The organism is Microbacterium sp. C448 (assembly GCF_000582705.2).
In the GTDB taxonomy this organism is placed as follows: domain Bacteria; phylum Actinomycetota; class Actinomycetes; order Actinomycetales; family Microbacteriaceae; genus Microbacterium; species Microbacterium lacus_A.
Genome location: NZ_HG779785.1, coordinates 24145 through 45582 on the forward strand (window position 1 = coordinate 24145; position 21438 = coordinate 45582).

Sequence of the window (21438 nt, forward strand, 5' to 3'; positions counted from 1 at the left end):
GGGTATCGGGCCCCACGTTTTGCCCATGCCACCCTCGCCGGGGTATAACCCAGTGAGCCCTCGGCCCCGCTAGGAGAACATCATCGCCGCCACGCCCCGCCCCCTCTACCTCGACTGTGACACGGGCGTCGACGACGCCGTCGCCCTCGGCTACCTGCTCGCCTCCCCCGCCGTCCGGCTCGTCGGCATCGGCACCGTGAGCGGCAACCTGGCCTCGGCGCCCGCCGCGCGCAACACGCTCGACCTGCTGGCTCTGGCAGGCCAGCCCGACGTGCCCGTCGCGATCGGCGCCCACGACCACCTCAGTCACGGCTTCGGCGGCGGCGCGCCCCACGTGCACGGCGCGAACGGGATCGGGGATGTCGAGCTGCCGCGCAGCACCCGCGAACCGCGAGACGGACACGCGGTCGACCTGCTGCTCGATCTCTCGCACGAGTTTGCGGGCGAGCTCGAGATCGTCGCGATCGGCCCACTGACGAACCTCGCGCTGGCCCTGCGGGCCGACCCGACCCTGACCGAACGCATCCGTTCCGTCACGATCATGGGCGGCGCGGGGGTCGCGGCGGGCAACATCACCCCGGTCGCCGAGGCCAACATCGGCAACGATCCCGAGGCCGCGGCCGACGTGTTCGCCGCGGACTGGGACGTCACCCTCGTGCCCCTCGACGTGACGATGGAACACACCCTCGAAGAGGCCGACCGCGAGACCCTGCTCGCTGCGAACGCGCCCTTCCCCCGCGCCCTCGGCCAGATCCTCGATCACTACTTCGATTTCTACGAACCCACCTACGGACGACGGATGTGTGCCCTGCACGACCCGCTCGCTGCCGCACTCGCCGTGGGCGATGTCACCGCCACCCGTGCACCGCTCGTGCCGATCACGGTCGACACCAGCGCCGGCCCGGGCCGTGGACAGACGATCGCCGACCTGCGCAATCAGCGCCTGGGCGACCTGCACCACGACGGGCACCGCACCCGTTTCGTGCGCGAGATCGATCGGCCCCTCGGTCCCCACCTGGTTGAGGTCCTGACGGGGATGACCTCTCCGAGCTGAGCGGCGCCTGCCCGAGCCTCAGCCGACGGGCTGAGCCGCCGCATCCGCAGCCCGACCGCTCGCGCGGACCGCGCCGATGCTCGCGATGATCACGAGCGCGATGCCCGCGAGCTCTATCGGCGTGAGCATCTGCCCGAGCAGAATCCAGCCCGCGAGCGTCGCGGCCGCGGGCGCGAGACTCATCAGGATGGCGAATCCGGATGCCGGGAGCCGGCGCAACGCGGTCAGCTCCAGCGCATACGGAATCGCCGAAGACAGCACCGCGACGGCAGCCCCGAGTCCCAGCGTCACGGGATTCAGGAGGGCCGCGCCGGCGTCCGCGATGCCGAACGGGAGGGCGACCGCCGCGCCGATTCCCATCGCGATGGCCAGCCCGTCGAGCTGCGAGAACTCACGACCGACCCGCGCCGACGACAGGATGTATCCGGCCCAGCATGCCGCAGCGGCAAGCGCGAACAGCACACCGAGCAGGTCGAGGTCGTCCCACCCGCCGCCCGCCAAGAGCACGACACCCGCGAGCGCCACAACGGCCCAGAGCCACGCCGACAGCCGGCGCGCGACGATGACCGACAGGGCAAGCGGGCCCAGCACCTCGATCGTCACGGTCACGCCGAGCGGCAGTCGCTCGAGGGCCAGGTAGAAGAAGCCGTTCATCAGGGCGAGCACGAGTCCGAAGGCGACGACAGAGCGCCACGCGCCGGAACTCCGCCCTCGGAGCGACGGGCGCGCGATCGCGAACAGCAGGATCGCCGAGAACACCAGGCGCAGCATGACCATGCCGAGCGGACCGGTCGAGGGGAACAGCAGGACGGCGAGTGACGCGCCCAACTCTTGACACGCCAGGCCTCCGACGACGAGCGCGACGGCACCCGGGCGGCCGAGGGGCGCCCGGGTCACCGGCAGATGTTCGTCTGATTGATCGAGTCGTGGTACTGCTGAGCGGTCCAGGGCAGCCCGAAGTCAGGTGCCGTCGCGCCCGACGCCGCCGGCGCCTTCGACGCGATCGCGGCCAGCTCGAAGGCGAGATCCCCGATCACCTGGGCCGAGGCGGTCGAGTTGTTGAGCACGACGACGACGGTCATTCCGGTCTCGGGATCCGCGAACGCGGCCGTGAGGTAGCCGGGCAATCCGCCGTATTGGCCGACGAGCGATCCCGCCTGAAGTGCTCCACCCGTCGTCGTGAACCACGCCGGGGCTCCGGCGTAGACGGGCAACGGAGCGGACCAGCGGCCCTCGGCGGACTCCGGCGCGAGCGCCCCAACTGCTGTGGCCTGCACGTAGCGGCCGAGATCGGTCACCGTCGAAACGACGCCCGAATCCGTGAAACCCACCGACGACGACAGGGTCGAGACATCCAGCGGCGCATCGCACGCGAGCGATCCGTCCGCGTTCGAGAGGATGCGGTAACCGTGCAGCGGATCGGTACCCGGAACGGCCGGCCGCGTACCCGGCAGCGTCGTGTTGTCGAGGCCAAGGGGGGTGAAGATGTAGCGGTCATACAGCTCGGCGGCATCCTGCCCGGACGCCCGCTCGAGCGCCATACCGAGCAGCACGTAGCCGGAGTCAGAGTCGCGGTACTCGGTACCGACCGCGGATCGCGGCTGGCCGACACCGAACGACGCGATCTCGAGCGGATGCCACACCCGCTCCGGGTTCGTGATCCACGACGCACCGACGACAGGCTCATACGCCCCGATGCCGCCCGTACCGTTGCACAGATCGAGCAGCGTCACGGCCTCGAGGGAGGGTACGCCCTGAACGTAGTCGACGACGGAATCGTCGAGAGCGACGAGCTCGTCATCGACCATCGCGTAGAGCACGTCGCACGTCATCATGCGGGTCACATCACCCGCGCGGAAAGTCATGTCGGACGTGAGCACGGATCCCGTCGCATCCGTACCGATCGCCGAGACCCAACTGCCGCTCCACGGCGACCACACCCCGGCGATCGCGCCCGTGGACGAGGTGGCCGCCATCGCGCTGCGGACGGCCTCGTCCAGCTGAGTGACGACGTCATCCGCCAGGGCAGCCTCTGCCTGAGCGGGCAGGTCGACGTCCTGGGGGCCATCGGCGGCACAACCCGCAAGGCCCAGAGTCGCCGCCAACAGCGCCGCTGTCGTACCGAGGGTACGCCGGCGCGTCCATCGTGCGGCCATGCTCACCTCCGGCGTCGTCCCCAGAAGTTTATGGGTTGGATGTCACGGTTCCATCACGCCCGGCCGTCCTAAGCTGTGCAGATGCCGCATGCTTTCGACGACGCCACCGTTTCGGCGGTGCTGCACCACATGAACAGCGATCACAACGACGACAACCTTCTGATCGCGCGCGCCTTCGGTCACCCGGCAGCGGTGGGCGCCGTCATGACCGGGTTCGACGGCGATGGTGCCGAGTGGAGTGTCACGGATGCCGCGGGCACGTCTTCGGCGCTACGTGTACCGTGGCCCGGCGCCCCGATCAGCGAACGTCCCGAGGTGCGCCGCGAGGTCGTCGCCCTCTACGACGCGGCCTGCGCTGAGCTCGGAATCGAACCTCGGCCCCACGCGTAAAATTTACTTAGGGCATCCTAAATTCGCCCGCTATGCTGTCTGCATGTCGAACGTCGTTCCGTTCTCCACCCTGCTCCGTCAGCGCTCGAGCGGCGCCCACTCCGCGAGCGAGGGCGAGGGTTTCATGTCCGGCCTGCTCAAGGGCGAGGGCACCCGCGACGACTACATCTCGCTCGTCGCGCAGCACTACTTCATCTACCGGGCCCTCGAGGCGGCCGCGGATCGGATGTCGAGCGATCCCGTCGCGGCTCCCTTCATCAGCGAGCGACTGACCCGGTTGCCGGCCCTCGAGGCGGACCTGGAGTTCCTGATCGGACCCGACTGGGCAGACAGCATCCGTCCGCTCCCCACCACCGAGCGCTACGTCGCTCGCATCGAAGAGGTCGGGGCGACCTGGCCGGGCGGTTTCATCGCGCACCACTACACGCGCTACCTCGGAGACCTCTCCGGCGGCATCTTCATCGGACGCGTCATGCAGCGCCGTTTCGGGTTCGAAACGAACGGCGTCGGCTTCTACGTCTTCGACGACATCGCGGACCCCCGCGCGTTCAAGGACGTCTACCGCGAGCAGCTGGACGCTGTTCCGTGGGACGACGAAGAGCGTGAGCGCGTCGTCGACGAGGTGCTGCGGGCGTACCAGTTCAACACCGATCTGTTCCAGGACCTCGAGCGCGCGCGCACCGAAGCATCCGTCGCCTGAGGCATCCGTCGCCTGAGACGTCGTCCGCCTGACGGGGCCCCCGCCGGATGTCAGCCGCGGACGGAGCGCATGAAGCGTTCGACGTCCGGATCGACGCGGATATCGCTCGGTCGAAGAGGACGCGAGAGGTAGAGGCCCTCGAGCGATGTCAGCCGACTGAGCGCGACGTACGTCTGCCCCGGCGCGAACGCCCCCTGACCCAGGTCGATCACGGCACGGTCGTACGTCTTGCCCTGAGATTTGTGGATCGTCACGGCCCACGCCAGTCGCAACGGAAACTGGTGGAACTCGGCGACGATCTCGCGCGAGATGCGCTTGGTCAGCGGCGAGTAGTTGTAGCGGTACTTCTCCCACACCGCGGGCTCGACATCGTGTTCGCGACCATCCACCTCGACCCGCACCGTTCCGCCCGTGATGCGCGTCACCGTGCCGATCGTGCCATTCACCCAGCGAGGCGCCTCGCCGAACGAGGCGATGTCATTACGCAGGAACATGACCTGTGCGCCCACTTTGATCTGCAGTTCGACGTCCGCGGGGTACGCACCCTCGCCCCGACCGAAGTCCCCCGTGATCTCGGCCATAGCGGTCTGCGATCGTCCGGGCAGAGCCTCGAGGTGCTTGCGATTGATCGCCGAAACGCGATCGTTGCGCGTTGCGAGCGTGATGGTGGGAGCCTCGGATGCCTCCGGCGCGGGGGGCGTCCGAGCGCCCATACCGTTCAGCACGCCCGCGATGTCTGCCGTGACGCGTCCGTAGCGCACCGCATTGAGCATCGCCTTGAACGCCGCGTCGGACTGACGATGGATGTCGACGAGTTCGTGCACGTTCAGCTCGGACCCGTAGCGACCGAGTTCCCCGAAGCCGGCGAGCGCGGTCCCCTCGCCGCTGCCGGAGTCCGCACCGGCCCACACGTGCGCGTCGAAGAACCAGAACGAGCGGTAGTGGTCGCGAATGTAGGCGAGTTCGTCCCCCCGCGGAGGGACGGGGGCGAGCTGATATGGGTCACCGAACATGACGACCTGGACCCCGCCGAACGGCTCGGCGCGGCGTGCCCGAGCCTGGCGCAGGGAACGGTCGATGCCATCCATCACATCCGCGTTGACCATCGAGATCTCATCGATCACGAGGGTGTCGATCGCGCCCAGGATCTTGCGCGTCGCCTCCGGTTGTTCGAGCTCTTGATCGGCGATCAACCCGATGGGAAGGCGAAAAAGCGAGTGGATCGTCTGACCCTCGACGTTGAGCGCCGCCACACCTGTCGGGGCGCAGACCGCGATCTGCTTCGCCGTGTTCGCCGCGAAATGCTGCAGCAGCGTCGATTTGCCGGTTCCCGCCCGACCGGTGACGAAGATGTGGTCGTTGGTGTCTTCGATGCGCCGGAACAACGCGTCCTGTTCTGAGGACAGCAGCGGCGTGGTCACTGCAACATGCTATTCGCGCCACGGCGCTCACCCGCCCGGGCCTGCCGGGTCCGTGAAGACCGCCGCCTAAACTGGCCAGGTGGACGAGGGGGCTGTAAACACGCGCGCGCACGACGCGGCGACCGTCCGCGCGCCGAGTGCGGTGGACACGGGCTCGCGGCGCGGCGCGCAGCGTGCACCCCGGCGCTCCAGCCTCTCCCGGGATCTCACGATCCTCGCGATCGTCGGGGTTCTGCTGATCTCCGCCCTCGGCGCGGGCTGGGCGACCCTGTACCAGCAGTTCTGGGGCCCGAGCGCCTTCGTCGAGCGCTACGTGGGGTTGATCGCGGCGGGCCGCGCCGCCGACGCCCTCGAAATCCCCGGGGTCGCGGTCGATGCAACACATCTCGCCGACGCGGGCCTGCCCGAGACGGCGTCGGACGCCCTCCTGCGGCGGGATGCTCTCAGCGCACTGAGCGATATCCGCGCCGTCGGCGAGCGTATCGTCGACGGCGCTGTCGAGGTGACGATCGGCTTCCGCGCCGGCGGCAACGAGGGCGCCTCGACATTCACCGTCGAGCAGGACGGATGGAGGGGCATCCTCCCCTCGTGGCGATTCACCGAGAGCCCACTCGCGGTGATCGACGTCACCGTTCGTGGGTCCATGGCGTTCGAGGTCAACGGATTCACGCTCGACAAAAGGCAGGTCTCGCCCCTCGGTGTGGACGCGCCCCCGCTCGACCCCGTCGCGCTCCTGGTGTTCTCACCCGGGCTCTACCGGGTCTCGGTCGACACCGCGATCGCCGAAACGACCGGCGCCGATGTGCTGGCGGATGAACCGCTTGCACGTGTTCCGCTCGAACTGCAGGCCGAGCCGACGGCAGAGTTCGTGAGCGTCGTGCAAGAACGCGTCGACTCGTTCCTCGACGACTGCGCGACGCAACAGGTGCTGCAGCCCACTGCATGCCCCTTCGGCTTCGTCGTGCAGAACCGCATCGCGAACCTACCCACGTGGTCGATCGTCGACTACCCGACCGTCACGCTCGTGCCGGACGGCGCCGGCTGGGCCATGCAGCCGGCGGAAGCCGTGGCCCACATCAGCGTCGACATCCGCTCGCTGTTCGACGGCTCGGTGCGAACGGTGGAAGAGGACGTCACCTTCGGTCTCGACGCCGAGATCACCGTCCTGCCCGACGGTTCGGCTTCTATTCTCGTGGGGTCGCCGGAGGGCTAGTGACCTTCGCGCCGCGGGTGGAATCCCCTCGCGCATCCTGGTCGGCGAGTGCGGCGAGACGCGCGTTGTAGGCGTCCAGTTCGTCGTCGCCGACCCGATCGACGTGGCGGTCGCGTCGGCGCTGTGCACGGTCGTCGTTGCGGCTCCATTGGATCGCAACGGCGATCGCGAGGATCAGGGTCGGGATCTCGCCGACCGACCAGGCGACGCCCCCGCCGATGTATTGATCCTCGAGCGGTGGCACGCCCCAGGTGCGCCCCATCGACCCGAACCAGTCGGCCAGCATCAGACCCGACTGCGACATGATCGAGATTCCGAAGAACGCGTGCATCGCCATGATGCCGATCAGCAGAATCAGCCGGAACGGGTACGGCAGGCGGTACGGCACCGGATCGATCCCGATCAGCGACTGCACGAACAGGTACCCCGTGATGACGAAGTGGGCGATCATCCAGAGGTGCCCGAGATGGTCGTTCAGCGCCCAGCGGAAGATGTCGGTGTAATAGAACACCCAGAGCGAGCCGATGAACAGCGCCGCAGCGACCAGAGGATTGGTGAGCACCCGCGCCACGGGTGTGTGCACCGTCCACAGGATCCACTCCCGGCCACCACGCGTTCCGTCATCCCTCTTGCGGATCGCCCGCGCCGCGAGCGTGACCGGTGCCCCCGGAACGAGCAGAAGGGGGATCGCCATGGTCAGCAGCATGTGCCCGACCATGTGGATGCTGAAGAGGTAGTTCTCGTAGGCGGCGACGGGTCCGCAGACGACCCAGAACAGCAGCAGGATGCCCGCGCACCAGCTGATCGTGCGGTAGAGCGGCCACGCGTCACCGCGCCGGTGCAGCCGAACCGCCCCGGCCAGGTAGAAGAAGAGTGCGAAGCCGCAGACCAGAACCCACAGCAGGTCGATGTCCCACACGGCCAACCACTGGGTCAGGCCGAGTTCGGGCGGAAGAGGCGATCCGGTCAGGGTCTCGGCTGGGGTCGGGTCGGTGATCGGGATGTCTCCGATCGGCGGTGCCGTTCGCGCGAGCGCCGCCGCGGCACCGCTCGCGATTCCCATGAACGCCAGCTCGAGAGCGATCAGGCTCCAGAAGGTCCGCGCGGCGGCACCCTCGCCCATCCGTGCGATGAGGCGGCGTCGATACAGAGCGCCGAGCAGGCCGATCGCCAACAACGCCGCGACCTTGACGACGATGATGACCCCATAGGCCGAAAGCAGGGCCTCCCACGAGCCGAGCCCGAGGGCCGCGCGCGCGTAACCCGACAGGGCGACGACGACGAAGGCGACGAGCGCGATCGTCGAGTACCGCGGAAGCACGTGCGCCATCCGCTGCGGCGTGGATGACGCCCGCAGCACGACCAACAGCACGAGACCGCCCAACCAGACGGCGGCACCGACGATGTGGAGCGCCAGCGTTGTGACGGCCGCGGTGTGGTTGGCGGCGGCACCGTCGTGGCTCGTGGTCGCCATCGGCACGATGGCAGCGAGACCCAGGATGCCGACCAACAAAGTGGAGGTCCATGAGCGCACCGCGAAGGCGAGCACCGTCATGACCGCACCGGCCAACGTCGTGATGAGCCACGCGCGGCCGAGATCCAGGTCGAGCAAGAACCGCCCGAGAGCCTGCCCGAACGCGGCATCCGCGCTCGGTGTCGCGTTGAAGGTGTTGAGGAAGGTCAGAAACCCGGTCGTCCCCGCCGCGATGGTGAAGACGGCGGCGCCGACGGACGCGAGGTCGAGGGCCGTGTCGAACTCGGTGTCACCGGCGCGAAGCGCGAAGAGTGCGAGCACGAGCGACCCGGCCATCGCGGCGGCACCGAGGTTGACACCCAGATTCGCGATCGGAAGACCCCACCGCACGACGGGACCGGGGTCCCCCACGAGGAGAGCGTCCGCTCCCCCGCCGTAGGCGAGCGCCACGACGGCGGCGGCAAGGGCGGTGACCGCGAGGATCACAGGCCCGGCTACGCGCAGGGTTCGGGGGCTCACCCATCCAGCCTAGGCGGACGGTGTGCACGCCCGGCCGTCGGGCACAGACAGAGGGAGGATGCCGCGGGTGCGGCATCCTCCCTCACAGAACCTCTGACTACTTCGCTGCAGCCTTGAGCTTCGAGCCCGCGGTGACCTTGACGCGCTTGCCAGCGGCGATCTTGATCTCGGCGCCCGTCTGCGGGTTGCGGCCGGTGCGAGCGGCCGTGTCGACCTGCTCGAACGCGAGCCAGCCCGGGATCGAGACCTTGGTGCCCTTGGCAACGGCCTCGGCGACGGTCGTGAACAGACCGTCGACGACGCGCGAAACCGTGGCCTGGCTCTCACCGGTGGCGCTGGCGATGCTCGCGACGAGCTCGGTCTTGGTGATGGACTTGTCAGCCATGGGGTTACCCTCCAGCGGCGGCCGAAGCGCCGCCTCATGTAAACGTGACCGGACCGTTCAGCCCGGCTGGTCGATCGACCGCGTCGAATCTACCCCGCGAATCGCCGTCCGCCGCGTATTTCCGCGGCTTTCCGCGGGTTTCTGACCAACTTCGTGGCATTTTCGGTGCTCGTGTGACGAATGTGACTGCTGAGGCCCCGCCCACGGGCGCTTGCGCGACGTCCTGGAGGTGCTCCGCTGTCGCACATCGACCTTCATCCGCGCGCTGAACATCGATGTGTGACAGCGGAGCACCCCCGAGGGCGGACGGCGCGGGGGTACGCAAGAGGGCGGGGACTCCGAAGAATCCCCGCCCTTTCGGAACGAATGCTGTTGGTTACCAGCTCGACTTGGTCACACCGGGCAGCTCGCCACGGTGGGCCATGTCGCGGAAACGCACACGCGAGATGCCGAACTTCGTCAGCACACCACGGGGGCGGCCGTCGATGACGTCGCGCGAACGCACGCGCACGGGCGAGGCGTTGCGGGGCAGCTTCTGCAGACCCAGACGGGCCTCTTCGCGCTGCTCGTCGGTGGAGGTCGGGTCGACCAGGGCCTTCTTCAGCTCGGCGCGACGCGAGGCGTAGCGCTCGACGATCACCTTGCGCTGCTCGTTGCGAGCAATCTTGCTCTTCTTCGCCATGTTTAGCGCTCCTCGCGGAATTCGACGTGCTTGCGCACAACGGGGTCGTACTTCTTCAGCACGATGCGGTCGGGGTTGTTGCGGCGGTTCTTGCGCGTCACGTAGGTGTATCCCGTGCCGGCGGTCGAACGCAGCTTGATGATCGGACGTACGTCCTGAGACTTCTTCGCCATTAGAGCTTCACACCCTTCGCGATGAGGTCCTTGACGACGGACTCAATGCCCCGCGCGTCGATGACCTTGATGCCCTTGGCCGAAACGTTGAGCTTGATGTTGCGGCCCAGCGACGGAACAAAGTACGTCTTCTTCTGCACGTTCGGGTCGAAGCGGCGCTTCGTCCGGCGGTGCGAGTGGCTGATCGAGTGACCGAAGCCGGGAACGGCTCCTGTCACCTGGCACACTGCTGCCATAGTGATTTCTCCTTCAATACCGTGAGACCGGACGGCCTCACCCAAGATCCCTTGTCTGCGCCCACGCCCGAAGGAACCGTTTCCGGCTCGAAGGGGATGAATGGGCACGAACTGCGCACGGGAAAGCGCGCAGACAAACATTGATCCTAGCACGGCGTGTCTGCGCGCCCAGCCCGCCGACCGCGGTAGGCGTCAGCTCTCGACGGCGCCGCGCCCGGGACGGAACACCGAAACGGTCGGATCGCCGGTGATCCAGAACCGCCACGGGAACGCGCTCGTTCCCGCGACGCCCGCGACGCCGACACGGGGGCCGCGCGATACGTCGCGCACCGGCGCGCGCGCCAGGTCGAGGCGGGCGACGGCTCCAGCGCGCTCGGGCGGCCAGGGCGCCACCCCGGCGATCGCGTCGATTCCGTCGTGGATCGGATGCCTGAGGCCCAGCGCCTGACCGAGGCGCCCGGGTCCGCGGGCGAGGTCCCTCGGCGCCCGGGCGGCAGGCCGGCGCACCGTCGCGACATCCGTTCCCTCGATGACCTCGCCCGCGCGCAACAGCAACCCGCCCGCAACGCCCGCGGGCCCGGTGACGACGTTCACGCACGAGTGGATGCCATGACTGAGGTAGACGTAGAGGTGACCGGGTTCGCCCCACATCGTCGCGTTCCGCGGGGTTTCGCCCATACGCGCATGCGAACCGGGGTCACTCACCTCTCCGGTTCCGAGGCCGTGATAGGCCTCGATCTCGGTGATGCGGACGCAGACGCGCTGCCCGTCGACCAGCGTGGTGAGCCGGGCGCCGAGCAGCCGGGGCGCCACGACGAGGGCCGTATCGAGCAGATCCTCACGCGTCGCCGGGCGGTAGTCGGTCATCCGATAGTGACGCATCATCCGATAGTGACCGCGCACCACGAGATATCCGTGCCGTCGATGACCGTGACCTCTTCCCCCGTTCGCGCGTCGACGATGTGCGTCTCGAGCCGCGACGGAAGCGGGCGTGAGTACGTGTCGTAGGGGTTGTTCGCGAGATCGGGCGAGACGATCACGGCGACGTGGCTCCCGCTCGGCGAGGCGCACGTCTGCATGACAGCGTCGCCTCCGTCCTCCAGCCCGAACACGGGCTCGAACGTTCCGGCCTCATCGACCAGACCGACGGCCTGTGACTCCGGGTAGCCATCCTCACCCATCTGCGTGAAGGTCCGCAGGGTCTTGCCCTGCACGGTCGGCACGACGGGTCCGGGGATCCCCAGCGCGTCGAGCTCGGCCGATTGCGGCAGGGGCGTTTCGCTGAGGTCGGTCAGATCGATCAGCACCGTGCCGTCGGACTGCTCCGCGATCACACGGCCACTCCCCCGCTCGATGCCCGATAGCCCGAGGGCACCGCCCAACAGAACCGGTTCCGCGTCCGGCCGAGAGGTGTCGACGAGGCGCAGCTGCCCGTCGAAGGTCAGCACCACGAGCGACGAGGTCTGCGGCACGAACAGGAAGTCCACGACCCGCGGATCCGTGCCCACCTCGATGCGCTGCGGTTCGGCGTCGGGGTCGTCGAGACGCGAGACGTACAGGGCGGACTCGATTCCGGAGGTCGCCGAGATGTCCAGGTCGGTGTACGTATACCCCACCAGCCCGTCGTGGTCGGCCATCTGCAGACCGGCGATCGTGCCCTCGCCGGGAACGGCGAGGGGCGCGGGGTCGGAGCCGTCGAGAGCCATCCCGGTGAGGGTTGCCGCGCCCGAACCATCCGACGTCTCGACGACCAGGCCGTCGCGGGAGGCCCGGTAGTCCTCGATCTGCGGGTGGATGAAGACAGGGACGGCCTGATCGCCGGTGAGGTTCGTGAGGAACACCGCATCATCGTTACCATCGCGCCGCTGCAGCACGTAGATCGGCGGCGTGCCCGTCTCGAAGTCGTGCGAGATCGTCGCCGTGGGGCCACCCGAGGCGCTTTCGACACCCGCGACCGACACCGTGTACTCGGTCTCGGCATCGAGTGGATACGTGAACTGGACGGCGACGTTGCGGCCGGATGCCTCGATCGTGAACGGGGCGGACGGTTCGATCGTGACCTGCGAGGCCTCGATCGGGGCTAAGGGCTGATTGGTCGTGAACACGATTCGCTGCCCGGCCGCCTCCGCCACGGAGAGCGCGTCGATCGCGACCGTGCTGACGCGAGGCCCCTGCGTGAGACTGTAAGCGGCGCCGCCCGCGCCGACCACGACGAGCGCGGCGATCACGACCGCGAGCGAACGCGTGAACGAGGAGCGTGCGCGGCGGTGTTCACGATCTCGACGAGCGGCACCCCGGGTCTGATCCCGCGGGGCGCGGGAAGACCGAGGGGCGTCAGTACTCATACGGATCCCCGGGCTCATCGATCGCGGTCACGCTCGCCGGCTGCAGCACGAGCGCTCCCCCCTCGTCGCGCACGAACTCCCCCTCGACCTCGACCCATTGCCCGGGTGAGAGGTTCTCGCCGCCCGCGAGCTCCGCAACCGGAACGTTGGCGGCCTGGGCGTCGATCACACAGTGCACGATGACCAGGCGGGTCAGGGCGAACCCGTCACTGTCGCCATCTGGGCCGACGAAGCCCGTGAGTGTCGCCTTCTCACCGACGAACCGCGCCGGATCGGTCGTCGTGGACAACAGCGATGCCCATTCGCCGATGCCGAAGCCGGAGGTGTCGTCGGATGTCGCGAGCGCGAGCGTCGCCGAGGTGGAGAGCACGGGCGGTGCGCCGCTCGAGCGGGCGAGCGCGAGCTCAGCGGAGAGGGATGCCGGGGGCATGACGACGGCGAGCGCGACGAGACCGGAGGCCAGCACCGCACCCACGCCCGTCGCGACGAGCCCCACGGGTCGCGCGCCGGCACCCTGGGTTCCAGAACGGGCACCCTCGGCGCCAAAACCGGCACTCTCGCGCGTTGAACGGGCACTCTCGGCGCCAAAACCGGCACTCTCGCGCGTTGAACGGGCACTCTCGGTCCCTGAGCTCGTCGAAGGGACCACAGGAGCATCGTCGTGCTCGTGCTCGTGCTCGTGCTCGTGCTCGTGCGCCCGCGAGATCGGCACCGCGCATGACCAGACCGCGGCCACCACGCAGACGATCGACATCGACACGGCCCACCATGCGGCATCCGGGTTGATGTACAGCCCGATGCGTCCGGTCGCCCAGAGGCCGATCGTCACGACGGCGAGCGCGGTCGCCAGCCCGACGCCGAGCCAGCGGGTTCCGAGTGCCATGCCGTTACGCAAGGAGGTTCACCCCCACCGCGATTACGAAGGCCGCCGAGATCACGACGGCGACGATGCCCGCGAGCGTGCGGGTCGTGAAGGTCGTGCGCATCAGCGCGAGCATTTTGACGTCGACGAGCGGCCCGACCAGCAAGAACGCGACGATCGATCCCGGGGTGAATGTCGACGCGAACGACAGCGCGAAGAAGGCATCGACGTTGGAGCAGATCGCGACTGTCAGCCCGAGGGCGATCATCGCGAAGATCGACAACACGGGGTCCGACCCGATGGCGACCAGCACATCGCGCGGCACGAGGACCTGCACGGCACCAGCGATGGCCGAGCCGAGCACGAGGGCCGGCATCACGGCGCGGAGTTCGCGCACGAACAGCTCGAGGCTGCGGCGGGTGCGGGAGCCGTCGAGGTGTTCGTCGTGTGCGCACTCGGCGCGGAAGCGCGCGGTGAGCAACGCCTGCGGGTCCGGGTGGCGGCTGTAGATCCATCCGATCAGGTTCGCGATCAGGTATCCGCCCACGAGACGGGCGACGAGGATCCCGCCGTCCCAGCCGAATGCCTGGTGCGTGGTCAGGATGACGATCGGGTTCACGATGGGTGCCGCGATGAGGAACGTCAGGGTCTCGGGAACGGAGAATCCGCGGATCAGCAGGCCACGCGCAAGAGGAACATTCCCGCATTCGCATACGGGCAGCAGCATGCCGAGCAGAGACAGGACGGCACGGCGAGCCCACGCGCGGCGAGGCATCCATCGCTCGATCAAACCCGGGGGCACCCACACCTGCACGACGACCGACAGCAGCACACCCAGGATGATGAACGGCAGCGACTCGATCAGCACGGACAGGGCGAGCGTGAAGCCGTCCTGGGCGCGGGTCGGCAGAGTACTCGGAAAAAGCTGCGGCGCCCACGCGTCGATCGCGAACAGCACCGCGATCGTGGCCAGGCCGATCGCGGCCCCGATCAGGGCGGCACGCCGCGGCCGCGCCGCCGGTCGACCGACGGTCGGGACCCCCGCGAGGTGGGTGTGCCCGTGACCGCGCGTCTCGTTACTGCGCGTCACGCTCGCTCGCACGCGCCGCCGTGCAGGCCGCGCACAGACCGAAGATGTCGACGATGTGCGCCGCCTCGGTGAATCCGTTCTGTGCGGCCGTGCGATGCGCCCACTCTTCGACGTCGCTGCCCTCGATCTCGACCGTCAGGCCGCACGAACGACAGATCAGGTGATGGTGATGACCGGGCGATTGGCAGGCGCGGTAGAGACTCTCGCCCTCGGGGCTCTGCAGGCTGTCGGCATCGCCCTCGGCCGCCAGGTCGGCGAGCGCACGGTAGACCGTCGCGAGGCCGATGCCCGTGCCCTCGTCGCGCAACAGTGCGTGCAGCGATTGCGCGCTGACGAAGCCCGGGGATTCGTCCAGGGCGTCGCGCACGCGTTCGCGCTGCCAGGTGTTGCGCTTGGCCATGCGAGAAGTCTAGGCGTGTGTCGGCTTAGAGGTTCCCGAACGCGGGGCCCGGGTGACCCTCTCGCGGCGACGCCCGACGAGTCGACAGACGACGTAGATCGCGAACGAGATCGTCGTGATGTACGGACTCACGGGGAGGGTCCCGGCGATCGCGAGAAGGATGCCGCCGACCGCCGAGACGAACCCGAATGTCGCGGCCAGCAGAGGAACCGACAGCGGACCCGAGGCGATGCGCATGGCCGCGGCGGCGGGGGTCACCAGCAGGGCCATGACCAACAGGGCACCGATGATGTGCACGCTGACCGCGACGATCAGCCCGAGCAGCAGCATGAAGATCAGCGAGACGGCGGTCGTGGGCACCCCGCGTGCGGCTGCCGACTGCGGGTCGAGCGAGTCGAAGCGCAGCGGCCGCCAGATGAGCACGATTCCGGCGAGGACCACCAGGCTGATGCCGATCAACAGGCTCAGCTGCCCCGACTGCACGGAGACGATCTGACCCGTCAGCAGGCTGAAACGGTTCGCACTCCGACCGCTGTAGAGCGAGAGGAACAGGATGCCGAGTCCCAGCCCGAAGGGCATCAGCACCCCGATGATCGAGTTGCGGTCGCGGGCGCGGGCGCCCAGCCATCCGATCAATCCCGCCGCGATGAGGGATCCGAAGATCGACCCCAGCACGACGTCGGCACCGATCAGCAGTGCGGCGGCGGCGCCGGCGAAGGAGAGTTCGCTGATGCCGTGCACGGCGAAAGCCATGTCGCGCTGCATGATGAAAACGCCGACCAGCCCACCGACGAGCCCCAGCGCCGCGCCCGCGATGACCGAGTTCGACACGAGCGCGAGGATGTCGCCATAGTCCGCGAGGCCGCCGAACATCGCCTCCCACACATCCGTCCAGTTCACGACTCGTCCTCGTGGTCATGGTGGTGATGGTGGGAGTCGCCGGCATCCGGCGCGCCGACGACCACGACCCGATCCCCCGCGCGGAGGACATAGACCTCGGTGCCGTACAGCTCTGACAGGACGCGCGAGTCCATAACCTCTTCGGGGGTTCCGAGGGTGAATCGCCCGCCGGCCAGGTAGAGGATCCGATCGACGTGACGAAGCACCGGGTTGATGTCGTGGGTGACGAAGAGCACCGCCGCGCCCGTCTCGCGCCGATGCCGGTCGATCAGCGACGTGACCGCCTGCTGATTCGCCAGATCGAGGCTCGTCAGCGGTTCGTCGCAGAGCAACAACTGGGGCTCGTCGGCGAGCGCTTGGCCCGCGCGCAGTCGCTGCTGCTCGCCTCCGGAGAGATCCCCGACGGGACGGTCGGCGAACCCGCTCGCACCGACCGCTTGGATCAGCTGGTCAACGCGTTCCCGGTCGGCTTTGCGCGGGATCGGGAGCCCGAACCGATGGCCGTTGACGCCGAGCGCAACAAGGTCTCTGCCGCGCAACGCTGCGTCTCGGGCAAGCGGACGCTGCTGCGGGATGTATCCGATCCGCCGATTTCCCGGCCGCCGCACGCGCTCGCCCAGGGCGGTGATCGTCCCGTCACTCAGACGATCGAGTCCGAGAATGGCGCGCAGAAGTGTTGTCTTGCCCGAGCCGCTCGGTCCCAGGACGGCGATGAACTCCCCCGCCTGAACGCTCAGGTCCAGGCCCGACCACAGCTCTCGGTCACCCCTGCGGAGCGCCGCGTTCTCGATGAGAAGAGGAGGTGCGGCACTCACCCCGCGAGCGCGCCCGACAGGGCTTCGATGTTCTGCTGCATCCACGAGATGTAAGTCTGGCCCTCCGGAAGCGTTTCGGAGAACTCCAGCACGGGGATGTTCTGGCCCTCGGCAGCTTCGAGCACCTGAGTGGTCTCCGCTCCGCCGGTCTGCGAGTTCGCGATCACGACGCGCACGGTGCCCGACTCGATCAGGTCGAGCGATTCGAGAAGAGTCGCGGGCGGGACATCCTGGCCCTCTTCGACGGCCTCGCTGAAGGCCTCGGGCGTCACGTTCACGAGCCCGGCGGCGGCGATCAGATAGACCGGGACCGGCTCCGTGACGAAGACATCGGCGCCGGCGTCGGATGCCTCGATCTCGCCGAGCGACGCCTCGAGACCCTCGATCTGCTCGACGAACGCGGCGGCGTTGGTCTCGAACGTCTCGCTGTTCGCGGGGTCGAGTTCGCTCAGCTCTTCGGCGATCGCCTCGGCGACGTGCTCGATGGTGTGCGGGTCGTACCAGACGTGCTCGTTGAAACCTTCGATGTGGTCGTGCCCCGAGTGATCGTCCTCGGCGTGATCGTCCTCGGCGTGCTCCTCGTCCGAGTGCTCCTCTTCCGAGTGCTCGTCATCCGAATGCTCGTTCCCGGGCCAGTCGTGGGAGAACTCGGCGGCGGTGATGACGTGCGCCGAAGCGTCGCTGGATTCGACGAGCGACTCCATGAACGAGTCGTATCCCCCACCGTTCTCGATGATCAGGTCGGCGCGTGACACCGTGAGCTGGTGGCCCGCGGTCGCCTCGAACGAGTGCGGGTCCTGGCCGGTGGAGGTGATGATCGACGACACGTCGACCGCGTCACCCCCGATCTCCTCGGCAATCTGGCCATAGACGTTCGTGGACGCGACGACCTGGAGTCGGCCCGCTCCCGCGGACTCCTCTCCGCCGGGACTCGCACCCGCGCATCCGGCAAGGACGAGCGCCGAGGCGGCCGAGAGGGCGATGATCGGAAGGAGGCGACGTGTCGGGTTCACCCCGTCAGCGTAACCCTCATGATTATCATTCTCGAATCAGCTCGACTCTCGAATCAGCTCGGCTCTCGAATCAGCTCGACGAAGACGAGCACCTACCGGATGGCGGCGGCGTGCTCGGTCGCCGACATCACCTCGACGAGGGCCTGGGCCGTGATCTCATCCACCACCAGGTCCGTCACCGCCTGCGAACGGAGCGCGGCGAGCAGAGGCGCGGCCTTGTTGTCGCCCGCCGCGGCGCACACCCGCCGGGGCACGGCCTGCAGTTCTGCCGGCGTCGGACCGGTCGCTCGTCTGTTGAGATCGAGATCCTCGTACGTGCCGTCGGCGCGCAGAAAAACGGTGCAAACGTCGCCGACGACGCCATCCCGGGTGAGCGCACGTATATCGTCCTGCTCGAGGTAGCCCGCGGAGTACACGTGACTCGGGACCTCCCCCGTCAGGGCGCCCACGCCGAACAGCGCGATATCGGCGGTGCGCTGCAGATCCAGCACACGGGCCACCGATCGCTCGCGCCACATCGCCTGGCGCGTCTCGGCGTAATCGAAGAAGGCGGGGACGGGAAAGAGGTGCAGGCGCGCATCGAAGGCTTCGCCGAAGCGCACCATCATCTCGCCCGCGAACTCCACGCCGTACGTCCGGGTGTTCGCCGACCCGTTCAGCTGCACCACCGCACTCCCCCGCGTCGGCTTCTTCGCGAGATGCCGCGTGATAGCCGCCATCGTCGTGCCCCACGCCACACCCATCGTCATGCCCGAGTCGAACCAGCCTCCGATGAGTCGCGCGGATGTCAGGGCCACCTGCTCGAGGCGTTCGGGCGCGCTCGCCGAGGCCCCCAGGGGAACAACATGGGTTGTGATGCCGAACGCATCCTGAATCCGTCGCCCCACCTCCGGGGCTGCCGTGGGCGGCGAGCGCAGCGTGATCTCGACCAGTCCACGAGCTCGTGCTTCTTTCAGCAGGCGCGAGACGCTCGACCGTGAGAGGTGGAGCCGCCCGGCAATCGCCTCCATCTTGAGGTCTTGCAGGTAGTACATCGAGGCGGCCGCAAGCATCTGCTCCTGTTTCTCCATGGCGCCACCCTTCTTCAAACCCATGTTGCACATATGTGCAAGTACGACGCAAGAAGGTTCACCAGCCCTTCATGGCGCCGTACCGTTATTCGGACGCGCGGCACGTCACGTCACGTCCGCATGCAACCCCATCAACCAGGAGGGTGGTCCATCTGATGCGCGAGAACCGTATGGACGGCAACACTCGGCAGGCTGCGCTCCGCGCCATGAAAGATGGCTCAGCGCACAACGAGCTGGACGTGCTCGTCGTCGGCGGCGGCGTCACCGGCGCCGGAATCGCGCTCGACGCGGCCAGCCGGGGTTTGCGGACCGCGGTCATCGACGGACAGGACTGGGCGTCGGGAACCTCGAGCCGCTCCAGCAAACTCATGCACGGTGGGCTGCGGTACCTGCAGATGCTGGATTTCAAGCTCGTCCGCGAGGCCCTCACCGAGCGGAACCTCCTTCTCACGCGACTGGCACCGCATCTCGTCCGACCCGCGGCGTTCCTGTACCCCCTGAAGCGACCGATCTTTGATCGCCTGTTCGTCGGGGCCGGGATCGGTCTGTACGACGTGCTCGCATCGCTGCAGCGCGCTCCGCGCCCCCTCCCCTGGCATCGCCACCTCACCCGTTCCGCGGTGTCGCGCGCGTTCCCGAGCTTCCGCCGCGACGCGGCCGTCGGCGCCATCCAGTACTGGGATGCCACGGTCGACGACGCCCGCCTCGTCGTGACGCTCATGCGCACGGCGGTTGGCCACGGGGCATTCGCCGCTTCCCGCGTACAGGCCACGGCGCTGCTCAAGGACGAAGCGGGACGCGTCGTCGGCGCCACCCTGAAAGACCTCGAGACGGGCGAGAACTTCGACGTTCGCGCCAAGAACGTGATCAGCGCCACGGGCGTATGGACCGAGCACACGCAGTCCATGGCGACATCTAGCGGCCTCAAGGTGCTCGCTTCCAAGGGGATCCACATCGTCGTCCCGAAGGACCGCATTGCGGGAGACCCGGGCCTCATCCTCCAGACGTCATCCAGTGTTCTGTTCGTCATCCCCTGGTCCCGCTACTGGGTGATCGGCACGACCGACACTCCGTGGACGGAGGACCTGACGCATCCGGTGCCGACGTCCCGCGACGTGGACTATGTCCTCGCCGAGGCGAATAAGGTGCTCGCGGCCCCCCTGACCCGGGACGACATCATCGGCACGTGGGCGGGACTTCGACCTCTGTTGCAGCCGGGGACGAAGGCCGGGACGGCGTCTGCCAAGGTCTCGCGCGAGCACACGGTGGCCTCCCCCGTGCCCGGGCTCGTCTCGATCGCCGGCGGCAAGCTCACCACATACCGCGTGATGGCCGAGGATGCGGTCGACTTCGCCCTCGGCGACGGCGCGAAGTCCCGGCCCTCGCGCACGACCCGCGTCCCGCTCGCCGGCGCGGCCGACGCACCCCGGGCAGCTCATGCCGCCGCGCGTGTCGGCGCCGAATTCGGCCTCGGCACAGCGATGCAAGATCACCTCGCCCACCGCTACGGCACCGATGTCGAGATCATTGCTGACATCTGCGGTGAGGTTCCCGACGCGGCGACTCCGCTCGCGGAAGCCCCGGCCTACCTTCGCGCCGAGATCATCTTCGCCATCCGCTACGAGGGCGCGCTGCATCTCGACGACCTCCTCGATCGCCGGACCCGGATCAGCTACGAGTACAACCACCTCGGTCTCGCGGCGATCGAAGAGGTCGCACAGGTCGCTCAGACCGAACTGGACTGGACAGACGACAGGGCCCACCTCGAACTCGAGGCGTACCGCGCATCGGTCGCAGCGTACGAGTCCGCCGTGCGTGAAGCCGACGATGCCGCCGCGTCACGGGCGCGTTCACACGCCGAGGATCTGCGTCCGCTCCCGAGCGCGAGACGGGCCAAGGTCTAGTCGAGCAGAAGTGCGGGCTCTTCGAGCACCGAAGCGATGTCCGCGATGAACCGAGACACCCCGTCGCCATCCACGACGCGGTGATCGAATGAGCCCGAGACCGTCGTCACCCAACGCGGTCGGACCTCGCCGTCGACGACCCACGGCTTCTGGCGGATGGCGCCGAGGGCGACGATGCCGACCTCGCCCGGGTTGATGATCGGCGTACCGGCATCGACGCCGAACACTCCGATGTTCGTGATCGTGACCGTTCCTCCGCGCTGATCTTCGGGCGTCGTCTTTCCCTCACGCGCCGTCATCGTGAGCTTCTCAAGGGCACGTGCCAATTCGCGCATATTCAGATCCTGTGCGTCCTTGATGTTCGGGACGAGCAGCCCTCGCGGCGTGGCGGCAGCAATACCGAGATTGACGTAATGACGCACACGGATCTGCGCACCCTCATCCGTGTCGACCCATGCCGCGTTGACCATAGGCGTCCGACGAACGGCCCAGATGACGGCGCGAGCCATGATCAGGAGCGGGGAAACCTTGACGTCCGCGAAGTCAGGGGATGTCTTGAGGCGCTTGACGAGTTCCATCGTGCGCGATGCATCCACATCAACCCACACAGATACATGCGGCGCGGTGTATGCACTG

The 21438-nt window shown here is 68.1% G+C and carries 23 protein-coding genes; 5 read left to right on the forward strand and 18 right to left on the reverse strand.

All coding sequences use genetic code 11. The features are described 5' to 3' along the window. The first annotated feature begins 82 nt into the window (after positions 1–82). Complete coding sequence (locus MIC448_RS14180; protein WP_036301115.1) at positions 83–1054, forward strand: nucleoside hydrolase; 972 nt, start codon at positions 83–85, stop codon at positions 1052–1054. Positions 1055–1072: 18 nt separating this feature from the next. On the opposite strand, the gene MIC448_RS14185 is transcribed toward MIC448_RS14180, so the two are convergent. Then, the gene (locus tag MIC448_RS14185; protein ID WP_373457235.1) at positions 1073–1957 is read right to left on the reverse strand and encodes a DMT family transporter; all 885 of its coding nucleotides are present in this window, start codon (positions 1955–1957) and stop codon (positions 1073–1075) included. Then, positions 1948–3210, reverse strand: coding sequence for a serine hydrolase (locus tag MIC448_RS14190; RefSeq protein ID WP_051514028.1), 1263 nt, complete (start codon positions 3208–3210; stop codon positions 1948–1950). Before MIC448_RS14190 ends, MIC448_RS14185 begins: the two co-directional genes overlap by 10 nt. Before the next feature lie 81 nt (positions 3211–3291). On the opposite strand from MIC448_RS14190, the gene MIC448_RS14195 reads away from it, so the two are divergent. Together MIC448_RS14195 and MIC448_RS14200 are read left to right on the forward strand one after the other, a co-directional pair. Further along, complete coding sequence (locus MIC448_RS14195) at positions 3292–3600, forward strand: DUF2470 domain-containing protein (RefSeq protein ID WP_036301180.1); 309 nt, start codon at positions 3292–3294, stop codon at positions 3598–3600. A 43-nt stretch (positions 3601–3643) separates the two neighbouring features. Next, the gene (locus MIC448_RS14200) at positions 3644–4300 is read left to right on the forward strand and encodes a heme oxygenase (biliverdin-producing) (RefSeq protein ID WP_036301118.1); all 657 of its coding nucleotides are present in this window, start codon (positions 3644–3646) and stop codon (positions 4298–4300) included. Between the two features lie 50 nt (positions 4301–4350). Here the strand turns inward: MIC448_RS14200 and MIC448_RS14205 are convergent, their stop codons facing one another. Beyond that, positions 4351–5721: an ATP-dependent RecD-like DNA helicase gene (locus MIC448_RS14205; protein WP_036301121.1), complete on the reverse strand. Its 1371-nt coding sequence runs from the start codon at positions 5719–5721 to the stop codon at positions 4351–4353. Positions 5722–5800: 79 nt separating this feature from the next. Between MIC448_RS14205 and MIC448_RS14210 the strand changes: the two genes are divergently transcribed. Next, entirely contained in the window at positions 5801–6934 is a 1134-nt protein-coding gene (locus tag MIC448_RS14210; RefSeq protein WP_232711711.1) for a hypothetical protein, read from the forward strand. Here the strand turns inward: MIC448_RS14210 and MIC448_RS14215 are convergent. From MIC448_RS14215 to MIC448_RS14280, 14 genes are all read right to left on the reverse strand, one after another. Further along, positions 6906–8927: a cytochrome c oxidase assembly protein gene (locus MIC448_RS14215; protein ID WP_036301124.1), complete on the reverse strand. Its 2022-nt coding sequence runs from the start codon at positions 8925–8927 to the stop codon at positions 6906–6908. The genes MIC448_RS14210 and MIC448_RS14215 overlap by 29 nt on opposite strands. Before the next feature lie 97 nt (positions 8928–9024). Beyond that, the gene (locus MIC448_RS14220; RefSeq protein WP_036301126.1) at positions 9025–9312 is read right to left on the reverse strand and encodes an HU family DNA-binding protein; all 288 of its coding nucleotides are present in this window, start codon (positions 9310–9312) and stop codon (positions 9025–9027) included. A gap of 376 nt (positions 9313–9688) precedes the next feature. Next, a complete protein-coding gene (gene rpsN / locus MIC448_RS14225) occupies positions 9689–9994 on the reverse strand; it encodes a 30S ribosomal protein S14 (protein ID WP_036301128.1) in 306 nt (101 codons plus the stop codon). 2 nt (positions 9995–9996) lie between these two features. Beyond that, positions 9997–10167: a 50S ribosomal protein L33 gene (rpmG, locus tag MIC448_RS14230; RefSeq protein WP_036301131.1), complete on the reverse strand. Its 171-nt coding sequence runs from the start codon at positions 10165–10167 to the stop codon at positions 9997–9999. Next, positions 10167–10403 (reverse strand): 50S ribosomal protein L28, encoded by a 237-nt coding sequence (rpmB, locus tag MIC448_RS14235; RefSeq protein ID WP_036301133.1) that lies wholly within the window; start codon positions 10401–10403, stop codon positions 10167–10169. The genes rpmG and rpmB overlap by 1 nt, the downstream gene beginning before the upstream one ends. Before the next feature lie 192 nt (positions 10404–10595). Further along, the gene (locus MIC448_RS14240) at positions 10596–11270 is read right to left on the reverse strand and encodes a DNA-3-methyladenine glycosylase (protein WP_036301186.1); all 675 of its coding nucleotides are present in this window, start codon (positions 11268–11270) and stop codon (positions 10596–10598) included. A gap of 14 nt (positions 11271–11284) precedes the next feature. Then, positions 11285–12748, reverse strand: a complete 1464-nt coding sequence (locus MIC448_RS14245) for a hypothetical protein (protein ID WP_144238059.1) — start codon at positions 12746–12748, stop codon at positions 11285–11287. Continuing rightward, entirely contained in the window at positions 12738–13631 is an 894-nt protein-coding gene (locus MIC448_RS14250; RefSeq protein ID WP_036301139.1) for a DUF1980 domain-containing protein, read from the reverse strand. Before MIC448_RS14250 ends, MIC448_RS14245 begins: the two co-directional genes overlap by 11 nt. 4 nt (positions 13632–13635) lie before the next feature. Further along, complete coding sequence (locus MIC448_RS14255) at positions 13636–14574, reverse strand: permease (protein WP_243420043.1); 939 nt, start codon at positions 14572–14574, stop codon at positions 13636–13638. A 112-nt stretch (positions 14575–14686) separates the two neighbouring features. After that, positions 14687–15100 (reverse strand): Fur family transcriptional regulator, encoded by a 414-nt coding sequence (locus MIC448_RS14260; RefSeq protein WP_036301145.1) that lies wholly within the window; start codon positions 15098–15100, stop codon positions 14687–14689. Positions 15101–15109: 9 nt separating this feature from the next. Next, positions 15110–16000: a metal ABC transporter permease gene (locus tag MIC448_RS14265; RefSeq protein ID WP_036301147.1), complete on the reverse strand. Its 891-nt coding sequence runs from the start codon at positions 15998–16000 to the stop codon at positions 15110–15112. Next, positions 15997–16815 carry a metal ABC transporter ATP-binding protein gene (locus MIC448_RS14270; RefSeq protein WP_036301150.1) on the reverse strand — a complete coding sequence of 273 codons (819 nt, stop codon included), beginning with the start codon at positions 16813–16815 and terminating at the stop codon, positions 15997–15999. The genes MIC448_RS14265 and MIC448_RS14270 overlap by 4 nt, the downstream gene beginning before the upstream one ends. Continuing rightward, a complete protein-coding gene (locus MIC448_RS14275) occupies positions 16812–17828 on the reverse strand; it encodes a metal ABC transporter solute-binding protein, Zn/Mn family (protein WP_036301153.1) in 1017 nt (338 codons plus the stop codon). Before MIC448_RS14275 ends, MIC448_RS14270 begins: the two co-directional genes overlap by 4 nt. A gap of 92 nt (positions 17829–17920) precedes the next feature. Beyond that, on the reverse strand, positions 17921–18898 hold the full coding sequence (locus tag MIC448_RS14280) for a sugar-binding transcriptional regulator (protein WP_036301156.1): 978 nt from the start codon (positions 18896–18898) through the stop codon (positions 17921–17923). Between the two features lie 155 nt (positions 18899–19053). Between MIC448_RS14280 and MIC448_RS14285 the strand changes: the two genes are divergently transcribed. Continuing rightward, complete coding sequence (locus MIC448_RS14285; protein WP_036301159.1) at positions 19054–20802, forward strand: glycerol-3-phosphate dehydrogenase/oxidase; 1749 nt, start codon at positions 19054–19056, stop codon at positions 20800–20802. On the opposite strand, the gene MIC448_RS14290 is transcribed toward MIC448_RS14285, so the two are convergent. Further along, positions 20799–21438, reverse strand: a 640-nt coding sequence (locus MIC448_RS14290) for a dihydrolipoamide acetyltransferase family protein (RefSeq protein ID WP_036301188.1), incomplete at its 5' end; no start/stop codon positions are given. The two genes, MIC448_RS14285 and MIC448_RS14290, sit on opposite strands and share 4 nt — an antisense overlap.